The organism is Enterococcus sp. DIV1224, from assembly GCF_050555455.1.
Lineage (GTDB): Bacteria > Bacillota > Bacilli > Lactobacillales > Enterococcaceae > Enterococcus_B > Enterococcus_B lactis.
On sequence record NZ_CP187859.1, the window covers coordinates 858604 to 878173 of the forward strand.

The following is a 19570-nucleotide window of genomic DNA, read 5'->3' on the forward strand; positions in this document are numbered from 1 at the left end:
ATGGCAAAAGACTTATTACTTGAAATCGGGCTGGAAGAAATGCCTGCCCATGTTGTCACACCAAGCATGAAACAATTAGAAGAAAAAACAGCAAAATTTTTAGATGAAAACCAATTGACTTATGATACGATCGAAACATTTTCCACACCGCGCCGTTTAGCAATCAAAGTAACAAATATTCCAGAACGACAAGCGGACAGTGAAGAAGAAGTCAAAGGACCAGCCAAAAAAATTGCTTTGGACGCAGATGGAAACTGGACGAAAGCAGCGGAAGGATTTGTCCGCGGACAAGGTCTGACGACAGACGCTATCACTTTTAGAGAATTAAAAGGTGTGGAATATGTCTATGTAACGAAATACACTCATGGTAAGGAAGCAAAAGAAGTATTGACAGGCTTAGCAGGGGTGATCAAAAGTTTGACTTTCCCTGTAACGATGCATTGGGCAGAATACGATTTTGAATATATCCGCCCTATTCACTGGATCGTGGCATTGTTAGATGACGAAGTAATCCCATTCGAAATCTTGGATGTCAAAACAGGCAGAGCCTCTCGAGGTCATCGTTTCTTAGGCGAAGATGTGACATTTGCGCATGCAAAAGAATATGAAGAAAAATTGAATGAACAATTCGTCATTGCGTCTCCGCAAAAAAGACAAGAAATGATCGTTACACAAGCCAATGAATTAGCCGAAAAAAATCATTGGGTTATTGATCTAGACGAAGATTTACTAGAAGAAGTCAACAATTTAGTCGAATATCCAACTGTCTTTTCTGGCGACTTCGAAGAAAAATATCTTTCTGTTCCTGAAGAAGTACTAGTCACTTCTATGAAAGAACATCAACGTTATTTCGAGGTACGGAATGATCAAGGTATGCTGCTTCCTCATTTTATTTCTGCTCGTAATGGTGATCGGGTAAAATTGGAAAATGTGGTTCGAGGCAATCAAAAAGTATTGACGGCTCGTTTAGAAGATGCGGAATTCTTTTATAATGAAGACAAGAAAGCTTCAATCGACCAATACGTTGAAAAACTAAAAACTGTTACTTTCCATGAAAAAATCGGTAGTATCTATGAGAAAATGCAACGGGTACAAGTCATTGCCCGTATCATTGGCGAACAAGTAGGACTATCTGAGGAAGAATTGATGGATTTGCAACGAGCTGCTGAAATCTATAAATTTGATCTAGTAACCAACATGGTAGGGGAATTTCCTGAACTACAAGGGATCATGGGCGAAAAATATGCTCTTCTGAAAGGCGAGAAACCTGCTGTAGCGACAGCGATTCGTGAGCATTACATGCCTATATCCAGTGAAGGAGAGCTACCTCAGTCTACAGTAGGTTCTGTTTTAGCGATTGCAGATAAATTAGATAGCATCTTTTCTTTCTTTGCAGTTGGGATGATTCCAAGCGGGTCAAACGATCCTTATGCCTTACGTCGCCAAGCATACGGTGTCGTTCGGATCATCGAATCGAAAAAATGGGCCTTTCCTTTGTCTGTTCTGCAAGAAACGATTAGCGATGTTATCAGTAAAGATACGGATCGTTTCGGCATTGGTTTATCAGAAGGGCAACAACAAGTGATCGACTTTATCAAAGGCCGTCTGCGCCAATTATTGACAACGAAGAATATTCGTCATGATGTCATCGATGCTGTTTTGAATGCGGAACAAAAAGATCTGACAAAAGTATTTGCAGCAGCACAATTGTTCAAACAACATCTTGCAGATGAAGACTTCAAACCTTCAATGGAAGCTTTGACACGTGTCGTGAACTTAGCGAAAAAAGCGCAACTTGAAAAACAATCAGAAGTAGACCCTGGGCTGTTCGAAAACGACGCAGAGAAAGAATTACACAAAGCAGTAGAAGCAATGAAAGCAAGTTTTGCTGACCAAACGATCCACGAAAACTACGACCAGCTTGTCGCTCTTCGTCCACTGATCGAAAATTATTTTGATCAAACGATGGTCATGGCTGATGAACCAGCAGTACGTAAGAACCGACTAACACAACTAAGTCAAATAGCTGCCATGGCTTTGTCATTAGCAAGCTTGGATCAAATCATCACAAAATAGTCTTTTGTTTGAAAAACAGAGAGCATGCACGAAACGTGCTGTGTCTCTGTTTTTTTTGTTATAAATAGCTGTTATTAATTCTATTTTAATAATTTTTGTTATTTTATTCTTTGTTCGAATTTTCAAAACGCTCATGAAAAGTGAGGAAATAAAAATGAAAACGATTAATTATAATCTTGTTACTGTTTTATTTACTTTTAAATTAGGAATTTCCCTAGTCAAGAAAACTGTTTGTGGTATTATTATATAGGGAAAACCTGTTTATAAATATTTCTATGAATATATTAGTTTAATTATGCTTTTAAAATAAAAAGCGCTCATTCTGATGTGAATGAATCACATCTTTATTTATCTATCATCAATATTTAGGAGTGAATCTATGGAAAAGCCGTTCCTCAAGTTATTGGCTACTGTGGCGGTAGGCACAGGCGCTATTGTGATTTGCTTGTTTGGATACCATCTCAATAATCAGCGGCAATATCATCAACGGATCAATTACGCAGAATCTGCCATCACCAATCAAAAAGACACCGTGACCTCTTTATCAAAAGAAGTAGATAAGCTGTACAGTACAAAAGAAAAAATTTTCCTAAATCCTGAAATAACAGAAGAAACAGTTTCAAATTTGTCACATAAACTATCTTCTATCAAACTTTCGGCAGATGATTATGACATCAAGGAATCAGAATTACCTAAAGAAGCTGCTGCGATCCAAGAAGAAAAGAAAGCAGTCTTAACGCAGTTAGAGGATGCAGAATCAAAACTGAAGATCCAGACGGCTGTCAATAAATTATTTACTAAAAACGTATCAAACTGGCAGCAAGCTGTGGATGATGTCATCATCAAAGAAAAGTTGGCAAGTGCAGATGTCGCCCATGTACGTGAAAATATGAGCTTTTTTAAGGATAGTGCTTGGAAAACAGTCGTTATGCAATATCTAGGATTCGCTGATACCCAAATTGCACAAGTCACGCAACTAGATCAGCTATTCGATACGATGCTGAAAGACGGTCAAGTAACAGCTACCGCTACTTACGATCAATATTTGACGGCGCTCAGTCAAATAGAGCAGATCCGGAATGAAAAAATAAGAGCCGCATACGCAACAAAAGCACAAACTGTTGCTCAGCAAATGGGCTATAGCAATATAAGCTATTGACAGTTAAAACGTTGATTCAAGCAAGGTTAGCAAACGGAGGAAACTATGGCAAGACGAAGAAGAAAATCAAGAGGGAAAAAAATATTTTTGATTATTTTAGCAGTTCTTATCGTATTAGTATTAGCAATTGTAGGAGTAGGAGCAAAATTATATCTGGATCTCTCACATTCTATTGAGAAAACTTACGAATCAGTGGAACGAACCCAAGGAGAACGAACGAAACCAGTTGATCTGGACAAACAAGAATCTTTCTCTGTTCTATTGATGGGGATTGATACTGGAGATTTAGGTCGGGTCGATCAAGGAAGATCAGATACGATGATGGTTGCCACAGTCAGTCCTGAAGACAAACAGACAACGATCGTCAGCATTCCTCGAGATACGTATGTCGACATCGTAGGTCGTGACACAAAAGACAAGATCAACCACGCTTACGCATTCGGCGGAGCTGCCATGGCGATGGATACCGTACAAAAATATGTAGACATCCCAATCGATCACTATGTCTCTATCAATATGAAAGGGCTAAAAGAACTTGTTGATGCAGTTGGTGGTATCGAAGTCAATAATGACCTCACTTTCTCACAAGATGGCTATGATTTTACGATCGGTAAAATTACATTGAACGGGGATCAGGCATTATCTTATTCTCGTATGCGTTATGAAGATCCAAACGGTGACTATGGTAGACAAGAGCGTCAAAGAAAGATCGTAGAAGGTGTAGCGAAAAAAGTATTGAGTCTAAACGGTGTCAGCAACTATCAATCCGTTTTGAATGCTCTAGAGTCGAATATGAAAACAGACATGAGCTTTGATGAAATGAAAAAAATCGCTTTAGATTATCGGGAGGCATTTAGTACGATCAAGCAAGATCAGCTGCAAGGAGAAGGCTTCATGCAAGACAATATCTCATACCAAAAAGTCAGCGATCAAGAACTTGACCGTGTGAAAAAAGAATTAAAAGATCAAATGAATCTAGAGAATAAATAGGAAAGTGGAGAAAAAATGGAAGAGACAATCAGCTTGAAAGAAATTTTTGAAACATTACGCAAACACTTGGCAACAATCATCATCTCAATGTTTGCTGGCTTGGCCATCTCAGGAATCGTGACGTTTTTCATCTTGACACCAAAATACAGTTCACAAGCACAATTGATCGTGACACTGCCACAATCAGACACTGCAAATGTCAATGATGTCAATACGAACCTACAAATGATCAATACGTATAAAGATATGATTGTCAGTGATCTAGTATTAAATGAAGTCAAAGATCGTTTAGAAACAGAAGACAATGTAAAAATGACTGCTGGACAAATCAAAGATGCCATCTCCGTCAATCAGTCACAAAATTCACAAATGTTCTCGATCCAAGCAACAAGCACGAATGCAGTGACGGCTCAACAGATTGCTAATACAACGTCACAAGTATTCCAAGAGAACGCCAAAGACGTGATGAATGTCGATAAAATCTCGATCATCTCAGGTGCAGTTGCCAATACGACACCTGTTTCGCCAAATAATAAATTGAATCTAGTGATTGGCTTAGTGTTAGGAATGATGGTAGGCGTAGGTCTAGCTTTCTTATTTGAATTACTCGATCGGACAGTAAAAGATGAAAAATATGTGACGGATACATTAGGCTTCCCAATCTTAGGAACTGTACCAGAAATGTCAGCGAAAGAATTGAATGCTGGTATCCGTAAAAAAGGACCAGCTCCGACACAACCAAAAGCTATAAACGATAAAACAGCGCCATCACGCAGAAGCCGCTCAAGAGTCTAGGAGGAAAGAAAAATGGCACGAACACAGAAACAAAAAGCAACCCAAACTCATGCAGTCAGTTTGGTCACACTCACAAATCCCTCTTCACCAATCGCTGAACAATATCGTACGATTCGGACGAATATCCAGTTTGCCTCCGCAGCTGGTCAGCAAATCAAAACGATTGTTGTGACTTCATCAGGACCTGGAGAAGGGAAATCGACCACTGCAGCAAACATTGCCGTTGTTTTTGCCAAATCTGGTCAACGGGTGCTGCTAGTCGATGCAGACTTACGTAAGCCCGTCATCTATAAAACGTTCAAGTTGAACAACGCAAGCGGATTAAGTACTGTTCTTAGTTCATCAGGAAGTGTAGCAGATGAGATCCAACGAACACCAGTCGACAATTTGTCGATTCTGCCAAGTGGACCTAAACCACCAAATCCATCAGAACTACTAAGTTCGCCAAGAATGGATCAGATTTTAGCAGAAGCAAGACAACTATTTGATGTAGTGATTTTCGACATGCCACCAGTCGTTGCCGTAACAGATGCACAGATCATGTCTTCAAAAACGGATGGCACCTTATTGGTCGTACGGGAAAATACGTCACGAAAAGAATCATTGACTAAAGCAAAAGAATTGTTAGATATGGTACAAGCGCGAGTCCTTGGTGTTGTATACAATGGAGCAGAACACAGCAGAGATGCTGGCTATTACTACGGGAATTAAGAAATAAAAAGAGAGGAGACAAGAGAAATGATCGATCTACATTGCCATATCCTGCCAGGAATCGATGACGGAGCAGAAAACATAGATGCCAGTATCGCCATGGCTGAAAAAGCGATTCAACAAGGGATCACACATATTTTATGCACACCCCATCACAATAATGGAAAATACAGCAATGAAAAATCACAAGTCATTTCTCTAGTCGCTTCGTTACAAGCAGAATTAGAGAAAAGACAATTGCCTTTGACGTTATTGGAAGGACAAGAAGTACGTATTACCGGAACACTGATTGAAGACATCCACCGAGATGAAATTTTATTTACAGATTTAGATGATACATATCTTCTAATCGAATTTCCGACACTGGAAGTGCCGTTATATGCAGAACGGCTCTTTTTTGAGTTGTTACAACTAGGAAAGACACCAGTGATCGTCCATCCAGAACGCAACGCGCATTTTCGTAAAGACACGAATCATTTGCTGCCATTCCTAGATATGGGATGCTTGGCCCAACTCACCGCACCAAGTTATGTCGGTGTATTTGGCAAAGACATCCAGAAAACAGCCAAAATGATGGTCAAACATAACCTCGTGCAAATGGCTGCCTCTGATGCCCATGGGGTCTCTAAACGCACCTTTTACTTAAAAGAATGTTATGAGCAAATCGCCAAGGACTTTGGTAAGGAAAAAGTAGCACAGATGAAACAAGTCGCAAAGGACCTGATCAACGGGGATGAGATCAGTTATCCAGTCTATGAAGAGGTAAAAAAGAAGAAGTTTGGTTTATTTTAGGGGGGAATGTAGGGTGTTTGTTTTAACAAGAAGAAGAAAAATTGCCACATTGGTTGTTGTGGACAGTTTGTTATTGATCGCTGCAAATATTGCAGCAGCTAAATTCATGAAGCCGTTTGTAGCTATACCAATGGACCTTATTTTAATCTCTATCGGTTTGTCGATTGGTTTTTATTTATTTTATGGTAGTTTATTCAAAGTTTTCACTCGGATCAATCGCTATACAAATTTAAGAGAGATCATTGCAATTTTTAGTTCACTATCTGCAAGTGCTGCCTCAAGTATCCTCATACTGCTGTTCATTAATCGGCGATACAGTTTACGGTTAGTTATCTTTGCTTATCTGCTTTCGCTCTTATTGATCATCGGTAGCCGATTGATCTGGCGTATCTATATCGAAACAAAAAATATGAGATACGTATCAGCAGATTCTGCTAAAAATACCTTGATCGTTGGTGCTGGCGAAGGCGGGCGTATTTTATACAACAGCTTTCTTGGATCCAAAACGGCTCAAGATATCCACGTTGTCGGGTTTGTAGATGATGACCCGAATAAAAGAAATACGTATCTTTCAGGAAAAAAAGTATTAGGTGCATTAAAAGATATTCCGGAATTGATTGAAAAATATGACATTCAAATGGTAACGATCGCTATCCCTTCCTTATCAAGAAAAAAATTACGACGAATCTTCGAGTTAGTCGAATCCGCTCGTGTGAAAGTCAACACAATGCCTTCTATAGAAGAACTTGCTTCAGGGAAAATTAGCGTATCAAAATTAAAAACAATTGACGTAGTGGATTTACTGGGAAGAGATGAGGTAAAGCTGGATATTGAATCCATCAAAGATCAGATCACAGACAAAGTCATTCTTGTCACCGGCGCAGGAGGATCGATCGGTTCAGAAATCTGTCGGCAAATCATTCAATTCAATCCTGCAAAACTATTACTTTTAGGTCATGGGGAGAACTCGATTTACTTGATTGACCGTGAATTACGCACGCATCATCAAAAGTGTCCTACAGAAATCGTGCCGCTCATTGCGGATATCCAAGATCGCAAGAAAATCAATGAGATCATGGAACAATACCACCCAGATATCGTCTACCATGCAGCCGCTCATAAGCATGTACCATTGATGGAATATAACCCAAAAGAAGCAGTCAAAAACAATATTTTCGGTACAAAAAATGTAGCAGAAGCAGCCAAAGCAGCGAAAGTAAAAAACTTCGTCATGGTCTCGACAGATAAAGCCAACAATCCGCCAAACGTCATGGGTTCAACAAAACGAATCGCTGAAATGATCGTGACTGGGTTGAATGAAGAAGGCTGTACGAAATTCTCAGCTGTCAGATTTGGGAATGTCCTTGGTTCTCGTGGTAGTGTGATCCCAGTATTCAGAGAACAAATTGCTCAAGGCGGACCAGTCACTGTAACAGACTTTCGTATGACCCGATATTTCATGACGATTCCTGAAGCGAGTCGTTTAGTTATTCAATCTGGGGCGTTAGCAAAAGGCGGCGAAATCTTTATTTTAGATATGAGCGAACCAGTGAAAATCGTGGATCTAGCCAAAAATATGATCCGATTGAGCGGATATAGCGAAGACGAAATCGAAATCATTGAAACAGGTATCCGTCCAGGGGAAAAACTATATGAAGAACTATTGTTGGATAAGGAAAGAAACGATGAAGCAGTTTACGAGAAGATCTTTGTGGGAAACATCAAAGGTTACTCCATGCAAACAGTGATGGAATTTGTCAACAGTCTGCCGCAAGACGACGAACAATTGGCTAAAGACATTGTCACTTTTGCAAATGCTTCAAATAAGTAGGGGGAGTAAAGTGAAAGCAATTATTGTAGGAGCTGGTGGATTTGGCAAAGAGATTGCTTTTCTATTACAAAGTGTCTCTAGATATAAATTAATTGGTTTTGTCGATGATTCGTTAAAAATGCAAAATCAAGAATTATTGGGAAAACCTGTATTAGGAACAATAGACTCATTAATAGAATTAGAAGAAGAGACTGCTATTTTTCTGGGAATTGCTTCGCCAGATATCAAGGAGAAAATATATCAAAAGATAAATAAAAATAATAAACTGATTTTCCCTAATTTAGTTGCACCAAGTGCACTAGTGGGCATAAATGTTCAGTTAGGGATTGGCAATATTTTGATGCCCTATACGACTTACACTGCTGATGTAGTTTTAGGAAATTTCAATATGATCAATATCGGCTCTACTATCGGACATGATGCTCAAATCGGTAATTATAATTCAATTTTTCCAAGTGTAAATATTTCAGGACATGTTATATTAGGAGATAAAAATGAAATTGGAGTAGGTACTAAAATAATACAAAATCTAAGAATTGGAAATACGAATATTATAGGTGCAGGAAGTGTAGTAATAAAAAATATTAATAACAATACTAAAAATGTTGGCGTACCTACCAAAGTAATAGAAAGATGGGATTAAGTTGGAAAATAAACGAATATTATTAGCATCTCCTCATATGAGTGAAGAAGGATATGAACAAGAGTATGTAAAAGAAGCATTTGATACAAATTGGGTTGCTCCTTTAGGTGCGAATGTGAATGGATTTGAGAAAGAATTAGCAGAATACGTGGGAGCTAGTCATGCTGCCGCATTATCTTCTGGAACAGCAGCTATACATTTAGCCTTGAAAGCGGCTGGGGTCGGTAAAGATGACATAGTGATTTGTCAGTCCTTGACGTTCTCAGCTACTGCTAATCCAATTCTCTATCAAGGAGCTATACCTGTATTTGTTGATAGTGATTACGAAACTTGGAATATGAAACCTGAACATTTGCGAACAGCGCTAGAAAAATATCCTAACACAAAGGCTGTATTAGTAGTACATTTGTACGGTTTATCAGCTAACTTAGACGAAATTACTAAAATATGCAAAGAATACGATGTTACTCTAATTGAAGATGCTGCAGAATCATTAGGAACAACATATAAAGGAAAATATACTGGTACATTTGGGGACTATGGAATTTATTCTTTTAATGGAAATAAGATAATCACAACTTCAGGTGGCGGAATGCTTGTATCTAATGACAAAGAAAAGGTGGAAAAAGTGAGATTTTGGGCTACACAATCTCGTGAGAAGGCACGCCATTATCAACACAATGAAATTGGCTATAATTATCGAATGAGCAATATCGTTGCAGGTATCGGTCGAGGACAATTGAAAGTTTTAAATGAAAGAATTGAGAAAAAACGATATATTCATAGTTTTTATAAAAAAGAATTGTCTAAATTGGCAAATATACAATTCATGCCAGAAAATAATTGGAATGAACCAAATTATTGGTTAAGTGTCATAACAATAAAGGGAATAAATATGAATCATCTTATTGATGAGTTAGATAAAAATAATATAGAAGCCCGCCCAGTATGGAAACCAATGCATTTACAACCTGTTTTCAAAAATTATGATTATATTGGCGATGATGTAGCAGAAACTTTATTTGACTTAGGAGTATGTTTACCATCAGATACAAAGATGACAGATGAAGATTTAAAATATGTAGTATCCACGATTAAAAGAGTGATCAATGATGCGTAAAAAAACTTTCTATCAGCTTTTTGGAAAAAGAATTTTAGATATCCTATTGTCAGGCATCGCTCTCATTGTTTTATCACCGATAATCTTAATTGTAGGTATTTTAGTAAGAATTAAACTTGGTTCTCCAATTATCTTCAAACAAGAACGACCAGGAAAAAGTGAAAAAATTTTTTCCATGTATAAATTTCGCACAATGACTGACGAAAGAGATCACAATGGAGAATATTTACCTGATGAAATTCGACTAACTAAATTTGGAAAAATGCTTAGAGCAACAAGTCTAGATGAGCTACCAGAACTTTGGAATATTTTGAAGGGTGATATGTCGATTGTAGGACCTCGTCCGTTATTAGTGGAGTATTTGCCACTATATAGTGAGAAGCAACGGAAAAGACACAACGTAAGACCAGGATTAACTGGACTCGCTCAGGTCAATGGAAGAAATGCGATTAGTTGGGAAGAAAAGTTTGAATACGATTATTTATATATAGAAGATTATTCTTTTACAAAAGACATCAACATAATTTGGCATACTATAAAAAAGGTATTGAAGCACGATGGAATAACATCTAATTCCAGTGTAACAAATGAAAAGTTTACTGGTAATGAAGAATAAAGTGAGGAAACTATGAGAGTTTTATTTTATCTATTTTTAATATTAATTATTTATACAATGGTGGGCTATCCTATATTACTTGAACTCTTGAATAAACTTATTCATAAAAAGCAAATCAAATTTGATGAGAGTTACTGTCCAAGTGTGTCTGTAATAGTTCCAGCACATAATGAAGATTCTATTATTGAAAAAAAAATATTGAATTTGATGAGTTTAGACTATGAGAAGAATAAATTAGAAATTATTATCGCTTCTGATAATAGCACAGATGAAACGAATGAAATAGTCAAACGATATGTAGCTGAATTCCCGAAAATAGTTAAACTACATGTTGTTAAAGAACGAAAAGGAAAAACAAATGCACAGGACGAAGCAGTAGAAGTAGCCTGTGGTGAAATCATAGTTTTTACCGATGCTAATTCTATGTTAGAAAAAAAATCAGTAAAAGAACTTGTTTTATCATTATCAAATTTAGAAATAGGTTATGTAGCAGGAAAATTAGTTTATACTAATAACAAAATAAATTCGACAAGTGAGTCAGAGTCCACCTATTGGGATATTGATCTTAGAATGCGTAAAATAGAATCAGATTTAGCTTCTATAACAGCTGGTAATGGGAGTATATATGCTGTTAGGAAAAATGATTATATAAAAATTAATCCAATTTATAGTCATGACAGTATATATCCACCAAAATTTGTTAATTTAGGGAAAAAAGCTATTTACAATGAAAAAGCAATAGCATTTGAAAAAGCAGGAGAAACGGATAATGATGAATTTAAGAGAAAAATTCGAATGTCTCGTAAAATAATAATGATTAATTTTGTTGATTTTAGTAAATATAATTTTTTTAAGCATGGGTTATTTACTCTTTTTTATTTCTCACATAGAACACTTAGAAATAATCTATATCTAATGCATATAATTGTCTTTATAACAAACTTGATTTTAGTGTTTACCGATTCTAACTCAATATATGTTTTTTTGTTTATTGTACAGTTAATGATATATCTACTAGCATTAGTTGCTCGAAATTTAAATAATAAATATTTAAAATTTATTTCTTACTATGTAATGACAATATTAGCTCAACTAATTGGTGCTTACAGAGAGAGTACAGGAAAATCTAAACCATTTTGGGAAAAAGCAGAAAGTACGAGGTAGATTAATCATATGGAAGTTCTAGTGTCAAGTATGAATAAAGATATGTCTTTATTCAAAAAAATGAATATTCAAACAAATGCAATTATCATTAATCAAACTCCAGATATACCAGGAAACTTTTCATATAAACAACAAATATTCGATGACAAAACTTGGAAATTCTATTCTATGTCTGAAAAAGGTGTAGGACGCAGTCGTAATAATGCTTTGTTGAGGGCTTCTGACGATATCGTTATAATGGCTGACGAAGATGAAGTTTTTGTAGATGGTTATGAAAAAATCATTAATGATGCTTATTCGAAATATCCAGAGGCAGATATGATTGTTTTCGATGTGAGAGTTCATAATGGTGATGAAATAAAACATAGAGTAAAAAGAGACGGAAGAGTTAAGTTTTTTAATTCTTTTAGATACGGAACAGTGACGTTTACTTTTAAAAGGGATATCTTATTAAACAATAATATATATTTTTCACTTCTTTTTGGTGGTGGAGCTGAATTTCAATCTGGAGAAGATAGCCTTTTTATAACTGATGTTTTAAAAAATAAATTAAAAGTTTATAGTAATAAAGAAGTGATTGCAGATGTATATAATGATGATTCAAGCTGGTTTAATGGATATAATGAAAATTACTTAATTCACCGAGGAGCTCTATTTAGAGCTATCAGCAAAAAATTTTGTTTTTTTCTTATATTACAGTTTGCCTTGAGAAGAAAATCATTATTTTCTGGATTATCTATATATAAAATAATTATATTGATGTTACAAGGCAAAAAATCATTCGAAAATAATCTATAGGAATGGGATAGAATGAAATCAAATCTGAAAATAAGAAAAAATATATTTTCTAATAAAGAACTATCTGTGGTCATATTGTTATACTTACTTCCGATATCTTATGTGACGGCTGTAATTATACCAAAGTCCTATCTTTTCTATTCAGAAAAGATATTGTTTATTTTATTTTTTATTCTGATATTGAGTTTTAATAAGTTAAAGTTTACGTTTAAAAGTATATTTTTAATATTGATAACAATAACTTTATTTCTTGTTAATGCACTTTTTTCTGAATATCCAACTTATGTACTTGCGATTTTATTCAATTTTATTGTCATTTTTATACCTGTAGTTTACTTGATCAATGTTGAACTGGATTACAAAAAAATATTTGCTTATTGGCATAAATTTAGTATTATTTTTACTTTATTACTTCCTATTTTCATAAATTTATATTTTTTAAAAAAAATAGGATATTATGAAGTTGGATTAGTAACTCATATAAATACAATTTCCTTGGCATTTTCTATATCTCAGTCTAATAAAAAGACTAATATTATCTGTTTAATTGCTAATATCTTGATATGTCTTTTTTTTGGATCTAGGTCGGTTTTTGTTTCCAGTGTTATTTTAACATTTTTCGTATATTTACTCTTTAAAAGAAAAAGAAATTTTTCGTTTTATTTTATAATCTCTATTGTCTCAGGAATGGGAATATATATATATGCTAATCTGATTGATATACTATATTCAATTCAAAACTTGATGATCAGATTTGGGATAAATTCCAGAAATCTATCTTTGTTTATCCAACAATTAAGTGCACAAAATACAGATATCTATTTAAGCGGTAGAGATGGAATCTATCCTGTTATTATAGAACATTTAAAAATGGCCAACGGATTACCAGAGGGCGTCGGTGTTGCTAGGATTTTAACGCATAACATGTTTTATCATTCCCATAATTTTTTTCTCGAGATGTTACTAACTTTTGGGACTATTCTAGGTTCTATATTAATTATAGCTTTACTGTTTATGATTATATTTCATTTATTAAAAAATATTCAATCTTATCAAATTTATTTTGGAATAGCTTTATTAATTTCTTTTCTTTTAAGATCTTTAGTGGGCACATATTTTTTACAAGATGTTATTTTTATTTTGGGAGTATGTAGTCTAATTAATTACACATTTAGAACAAAAAAATAAGTTGAGGAGAAAGTTAATTTTGAAAATAATACTTTTAAGCTTTACTGATAGCACTAATTTTGGCGATCAATTTATAGTAGAACAATTAGAAAAAAGATTAAAAAAATATGGTAAAGTTATAACATACAGTTACAACTTTAGAAAAAACTTTTCCCCTATTGAATTTACAAGTTATATTGAAAAAAGCTGGCTTAATTCTTTAAAAAGTAATCTAAAAAATAAATTACAAAAATTCTCTATTGTTGATAAAATTAATAGCAAGCGGATCGTAAAACAGCTTGAATCAAGAATTGCAAATAGCTCTTTTATTGAGGATTTAAAAAAATCAGATATACTTATTTTCGGAGGAGGTAATGTGATTTTTGACTTGACTAGATTTGGTGATTCTGCTGGAAAGTTTGAAGTAATCATAAATGCTGCAAAAAAATATAATAAAAAAATAATATTTATGGATGTAGGTATTGGACCATTTGCTACTAAAAAACAAGTTATTAAAACACGAGAAGTTTTGAAATTAGCAGATTATATAACGGTTCGAGATCAAGGTTCCTATAACTTAATTAGTGATTTAAAAAATGTAGAACTTGGCATCGACCCAGTATTTTCTTTGAAGAAACAGTTCTGTAATGATAAAAAAAATCTTATTCCATGTATTGGTATTTGCATAATAGACTACACTTTGAATAAGGCAACTAAAAGTGACTATTACAAATACCTACAAGACACAAAAAAGTTAATACTAAAAATCAAAGTAGCACATCCTGAAAGCCAGATAATTGTTTTTAATTCGGAAATTAGAGATTTCGATGCTGTGCCTATTTTAAAAAAAATTTTGTCTGATTGTAAGCTTAATATAGAATATATGTTTGTAGGGAGTAAGAAACAATTAATAGATCTTTATAAAGATTTAGATATTATTATTGGAACTAGAATGCATTCAATGATTGTAGCTATATCTCAAGATATACCAGTTATAGGGATATCTTGGCAACCTAAAGTCTCAGAGATATTTAAAATAATTGATAATGAAAATTCAGTTTTTGATATCAAAACATTTGGAGAGAAGACAGACGAGATAATTGCAATTTTAAATAAGCAATTAGCAATAGTTGAAAAAAGTAATTTTGGATTTGCGCAGGAAATAATTGAAGAAAAAACGCAAATTGATTTCCGCCTATTAAATAAAGTCGCTGAGGAACTAAATAATGAATAAATATAAAAGACTAATATCGAATTCTCTAATCTTTGCAGTGGGAAATTTTGGTAGTAAGATTTTATTGCTATTGTTAGTGCCTTTTTATACATTCCAACTTACTACAAGTGAGTATGGAACTGCTGATTTAGTTACCACGACGATTAATATGCTTTTACCTATTGTGACCTTAAGTATTTATGAAGCAACCTTAAGATTTACAATAGGTGAAGATGAAAATAGACAATATTTAACTTTAAAAAATAGTTTTTTATTACTTTTTTTAGCATCTATTGTGTTCATTTTAGCAATTACCATAATTAATTTAAAAATAAAAATACCGTATTCTGAATTTATAATAATAATTATCGTATTACAGGGATTTCAAAATATACTAGCCCAGTATGTTCGCGCAATTAATAAAATCAAAATCTATGCTATAAATGGAATAATAATGTCACTAGTTCTTGCGATTTCAAACATAATTTTTTTAAAGTTTTTAAGTTTTGGAGTTGATGGGTATTTATTGTCTATCATTATGTCTAATCTCGTATCACTTTTTTTTATGATAATAGTTTTAAAGTTTGATTTTATTTTGATTGTAAAATCTAAAGTAGATTGGGAATTGTTTAAAAGAATGTTAGTTTACAGTGTTCCACTTATACCCAACGCATTTATGTGGTGGCTAATGAATGCATCTAGCAGATATTTTATTTTATTTTACTTAGATGCTACTGCAAATGGATTATTTGCAGTAGCATCTAAAATACCAAGTATATTATCAATGGTTCAAACAGTTTTTTTTCAGGCTTGGCAATTATCTGCTATTGAGGAATATGATTCTGATAACAAGCGGGAATTCTATTCATCAATTTTTTATTGGTTATCAACAATTATGATTATCTGTACTTCAATATTAATTTTATTTTTGAAGCCAATAATTAATATTACTATGTCCGGTAATTATTCATTGTCATGGAAACCAGTTCCATTTTTGTTAATTGGTTTAATATTCTCGAGCTTTTCCAGTTTTTTTGGAACCTTTTATATTGCAGAAAAAAAAACTACAGGCGTTATGTATACTTCTGTAATTGGTGGTATGGTCAGCTTAATTTTAAACTTTATCCTAATTAGGTATTTTGGAATAATTGGTGCTGGACTATCTACTTTGATTAGTTTTTTATTAATCTGGATACTACGAGTTAGAGATATAAATAAATTTTTTAAAATAAATATTCAACTTAAACGCCTATGTATTTCTATAAGTGGGTTGATTTTGCAAGTAGTTTTCATTTTTTTTATAAATAATATAGTATTAAATGTTTTACTATGTTTTAGTTTGATAGTTTATGAAGGAATCCCTTTATGGCAGTCAGTGATAAATTTAAAAAAAAGGTAGGAACTTGATTATGGAAATATCAGTTTTCGGCTTAGGATACGTTGGCCTAGCCAACGCTTTATTACTTAGCCAGCATGAAAATGTTAAAGCATATGATATCGTTGAAGAAAAGATCGATATGCTAAGAAACAGACAATCACCTTTAGAGGATAAAGAAGTTCACGAGTTTCTCGAGCGGGATGATTTAAATGTGGAATTTACTAAAGATTTCGAGGAAGCTGTACTTTTTGGTGATTACTTGATCATCGCTACACCGACAGATTACGATGAAAAGAAAAATTACTTTAATACTTCCACAGTTGAAGACGTTATTGAAAAAGCCCTGATCATTCGACCAGATGCAACCTTTATTATTAAGTCAACTGTTCCTGTGGGATATACATTAGAATTAAAAGCAAAATTTAAAACAGAGAATATTATTTTTTCTCCAGAGTTTTTAAGAGAAGGGAAGGCATTGTATGATAACTTGCATCCTTCTCGAATTGTTGTAGGAGAGTGTTCTGATAGAGGGCAAGAAATAGCGGATATGTTTGAACGGAACGCTTTAGATAAAGATGTGCCAGTTCTTTTGACACATCCTACTGAAGCTGAAGCAATCAAATTGTTTTCAAACACTTATCTTGCTTTACGCGTAGCATATTTTAATGAGTTAGATACTTATGCCGAATCTCGAGGATTGAACACAAAACAAATCATTGAGGGTGTAGGGTTAGATCCTCGAATTGGCTCTCACTACAATAATCCCTCATTTGGTTACGGAGGATATTGTTTACCTAAAGATACAAAGCAGCTAAGAGCAAACTATGAAAATGTTCCAAGCAATATCATTAGTGCAATTGTAGACGCAAATACGACAAGAAAAGATTTTATTGCAGAACAAATTTTAGCGAAAAAACCTAAAACTGTAGGAATCTATCGGTTAACAATGAAGGCAAATTCTGACAACTTTCGGTATTCATCTATCCAAGGCGTAATGAAACGTATCAAAGCAAAAGGGATCGAAGTCGTAGTTTATGAACCAACACTAGATGAAGAAGCATTTTATCATTCACGGGTAATCAAAGATTTCGAAGAATTCAAGAATATGTCAGATGTGATTGTATCAAATCGTATGGAGCCAGCTTTAGCTGAAGTAAAAGAAAAAGTTTATACGAGAGACATATTTAGTAGGGACTGAGAAAGAAACCTCGCACCACTATCAATTGATAGTGGTGCGAGGTTTCTTTCTCCATTTGCTTCCCGCCTACTTCCGCTTCTGCTGCTTTCCTGCGTTGCGGCCTTTGTTGTTTGTACTGTTTTTGGGTTGCTTGATTTGTTTGGTTGCTTGTTTGCTGTCAGCTGGTTTAGCTGATTCTGTCACATCTTTTCTTGGAGTGACGACTTGTTTTGGTGGGTTTTGTTTCAACTCTTCTGCCACTTGTGCTTTCAAACGTGGTTTCATCATAACGTTTGTGATGAATGTTTGCAGACAGCTGAACACACCACCGACTACCCAGTAAAGTGTAACACCGGCTGGCGCACTGATCGACATGAAGACGATCATAGCAGGAGAGACGATCAGCATCGTACGCATCGTCTTTTTCTGTTCTTCAGGAATACCGATCGTTGAGATATATCCTTGAAGCAGATAAGCGACCCCTGCAATGGCAACAAGCACCATACTTGGTGAGCCTAGATCGATGCCGTAGAAAGATGATTCCCGAATACCTTCTGTATAACGTGCCGTAAAGTACAAGGCAGAGAAGATCGGCATTTGGATCAATAGAGGCAGACAGCCGATTCCGCCGGTCATACTCAATCCGTTTTCGCGGTATACTTGCTGCATTTCTGCTTGTGCCGCCATTTGTTCTTCACGTGTTGTTGCAGCTTTCAATTTTTGTTGGGCTGCTTCAACTTGTGGTTTTAACGCTTGCATTTTTTCAGATTGGATCATTGTTTTTTTCGATTGACTGATACCTAGTGGCAAGATGATGATACGAACGATCACAGTCATTGCAATAACTGCCCAGCCGTAAGACCAATTGAAATTCTCAACTAGATATGTAATCGCTTGGCCCATAGGATGGACGAGTACTCGATAAACGATTCCTGAAGTGTCAGGGTTTCCGTTTGAATCCATCCGCACACAGCCAGATAAAAAGAGCAGGATACTGACAAGTCCGGATCCCAATAACCAGTTTTTCCATTTATTCATAGAATACTTCCTCTTCTATAATTTTTACACAAACTTAACTATACTAAAAAAGCGCATGGAATTCAATCAACTTCATAGAAATTTCATATAAATATTCTTTCTTTTTCGTAGCGAAAAATTTTGAAAAAAGACAAAAAACCAAGAAAGAAATACTTGGAAAGAAAAGGGTGATTCCAAGTGTTTCTTTCTTATTTAAAAAACTAAAAACTTTTTTTATTCTGCCCGAAATAGAGGAGTCAAATGAACTCACTGCAAGTGATAGATCAGCTTTTTTACTACCTGTCTTTAATACTTGAGGCAAAGCGCCTCAAAAACAACCTTATCGACGGTGTTCAAAAGTCAGTTTCTCGGTATTAACAAAATATGAGAAGCTATTTTGAAAATGTTTCTCCTTAATACTCGAGGCAAAGCGCCTCAAAAACAACCTTATCGACGGTGTTCAAAAGCTTGCATCTACGGCATTAAGTCCAGCCTGTTGAAAAATATGGAGAGCTATTTTTCACAACCTGTCCTTAATGCTTGATGCAGACCAGCTTTTTCACAACCTTATCCCACCACATCAAATTTCTTTCGTTCCTCAATCATCGGGTCTTCTTGGACATCCACATACTGCACTCGTCCACTTGGGCTCGGAGACTTCTTGACTTCTTCGATAAATTTTTGGATGATGTCGTCATTTCCGATTGCTTCGATTGTGACTGAGCCGTCGTCTTCGTTTTTTACCGTTCCGGTCACGCCTAACTGATCAGCAACCATCTTGGTCATATAGCGAAATCCTACGCCCTGGACACGTCCTTGGACATTCATTTTAACTTTGCGCATGTTCGTCACCTTTCTTTCCTGTTTTATAAATCAATGATACCGATTTTTTTAGGATGAAACAAGCTCAAGCACCTATTCCA

The 19570-nt window shown here is 34.8% G+C and carries 18 protein-coding genes; 16 read left to right on the forward strand and 2 right to left on the reverse strand.

Going from position 1 to position 19570, the window contains the following annotated elements:
- From glyS to IGK53_RS04140, 16 genes are all read left to right on the forward strand, one after another.
- Positions 1–2076 carry a glycine--tRNA ligase subunit beta gene (glyS, locus tag IGK53_RS04065; protein WP_430605014.1) on the forward strand — a complete coding sequence of 692 codons (2076 nt, stop codon included), beginning with the start codon at positions 1–3 and terminating at the stop codon, positions 2074–2076.
- A gap of 379 nt (positions 2077–2455) precedes the next feature.
- Positions 2456–3235: a hypothetical protein gene (locus tag IGK53_RS04070; protein ID WP_430605015.1), complete on the forward strand. Its 780-nt coding sequence runs from the start codon at positions 2456–2458 to the stop codon at positions 3233–3235.
- Between the two features lie 45 nt (positions 3236–3280).
- Positions 3281–4225, forward strand: coding sequence for an LCP family protein (locus IGK53_RS04075; RefSeq protein ID WP_271104495.1), 945 nt, complete (start codon positions 3281–3283; stop codon positions 4223–4225).
- Between the two features lie 15 nt (positions 4226–4240).
- Positions 4241–5020: a YveK family protein gene (locus IGK53_RS04080; protein WP_104835672.1), complete on the forward strand. Its 780-nt coding sequence runs from the start codon at positions 4241–4243 to the stop codon at positions 5018–5020.
- Positions 5021–5032: 12 nt separating this feature from the next.
- Positions 5033–5731 carry a CpsD/CapB family tyrosine-protein kinase gene (locus IGK53_RS04085; protein ID WP_271104497.1) on the forward strand — a complete coding sequence of 233 codons (699 nt, stop codon included), beginning with the start codon at positions 5033–5035 and terminating at the stop codon, positions 5729–5731.
- Between the two features lie 27 nt (positions 5732–5758).
- Positions 5759–6523, forward strand: a complete 765-nt coding sequence (locus IGK53_RS04090) for a tyrosine-protein phosphatase (protein ID WP_271104499.1) — start codon at positions 5759–5761, stop codon at positions 6521–6523.
- A gap of 13 nt (positions 6524–6536) precedes the next feature.
- Entirely contained in the window at positions 6537–8354 is a 1818-nt protein-coding gene (locus tag IGK53_RS04095) for a polysaccharide biosynthesis protein (protein ID WP_271104500.1), read from the forward strand.
- 10 nt (positions 8355–8364) lie between these two features.
- Positions 8365–8997, forward strand: a complete 633-nt coding sequence (locus tag IGK53_RS04100; RefSeq protein ID WP_025476890.1) for an acetyltransferase — start codon at positions 8365–8367, stop codon at positions 8995–8997.
- 1 nt (position 8998) lies between these two features.
- Positions 8999–10117: a DegT/DnrJ/EryC1/StrS family aminotransferase gene (locus IGK53_RS04105; RefSeq protein ID WP_271104502.1), complete on the forward strand. Its 1119-nt coding sequence runs from the start codon at positions 8999–9001 to the stop codon at positions 10115–10117.
- Positions 10107–10733, forward strand: a complete 627-nt coding sequence (locus IGK53_RS04110; RefSeq protein WP_271104504.1) for a sugar transferase — start codon at positions 10107–10109, stop codon at positions 10731–10733. Before IGK53_RS04105 ends, IGK53_RS04110 begins: the two co-directional genes overlap by 11 nt.
- 12 nt (positions 10734–10745) lie before the next feature.
- Positions 10746–11897: a glycosyltransferase gene (locus IGK53_RS04115; protein ID WP_174123757.1), complete on the forward strand. Its 1152-nt coding sequence runs from the start codon at positions 10746–10748 to the stop codon at positions 11895–11897.
- A 30-nt stretch (positions 11898–11927) separates the two neighbouring features.
- Entirely contained in the window at positions 11928–12695 is a 768-nt protein-coding gene (locus IGK53_RS04120; protein WP_230310528.1) for a hypothetical protein, read from the forward strand.
- A 12-nt stretch (positions 12696–12707) separates the two neighbouring features.
- Positions 12708–13883 (forward strand): hypothetical protein, encoded by a 1176-nt coding sequence (locus tag IGK53_RS04125; RefSeq protein ID WP_271104505.1) that lies wholly within the window; start codon positions 12708–12710, stop codon positions 13881–13883.
- A 19-nt stretch (positions 13884–13902) separates the two neighbouring features.
- Positions 13903–15096 (forward strand): polysaccharide pyruvyl transferase family protein, encoded by a 1194-nt coding sequence (locus tag IGK53_RS04130; protein WP_270217924.1) that lies wholly within the window; start codon positions 13903–13905, stop codon positions 15094–15096.
- Positions 15089–16474 carry a polysaccharide biosynthesis C-terminal domain-containing protein gene (locus IGK53_RS04135; RefSeq protein ID WP_271104509.1) on the forward strand — a complete coding sequence of 462 codons (1386 nt, stop codon included), beginning with the start codon at positions 15089–15091 and terminating at the stop codon, positions 16472–16474. Before IGK53_RS04130 ends, IGK53_RS04135 begins: the two co-directional genes overlap by 8 nt.
- Positions 16475–16484: 10 nt before the next feature.
- Complete coding sequence (locus IGK53_RS04140; protein ID WP_271104510.1) at positions 16485–17651, forward strand: nucleotide sugar dehydrogenase; 1167 nt, start codon at positions 16485–16487, stop codon at positions 17649–17651.
- Positions 17652–17717: 66 nt separating this feature from the next.
- Here the strand turns inward: IGK53_RS04140 and yidC are convergent, their stop codons facing one another.
- Entirely contained in the window at positions 17718–18668 is a 951-nt protein-coding gene (yidC, locus tag IGK53_RS04145; protein WP_002291748.1) for a membrane protein insertase YidC, read from the reverse strand.
- 546 nt (positions 18669–19214) lie between these two features.
- Positions 19215–19490, reverse strand: coding sequence for an acylphosphatase (locus IGK53_RS04150; protein WP_002289551.1), 276 nt, complete (start codon positions 19488–19490; stop codon positions 19215–19217).
- Between the last annotated feature and the right edge of the window lie 80 nt (positions 19491–19570).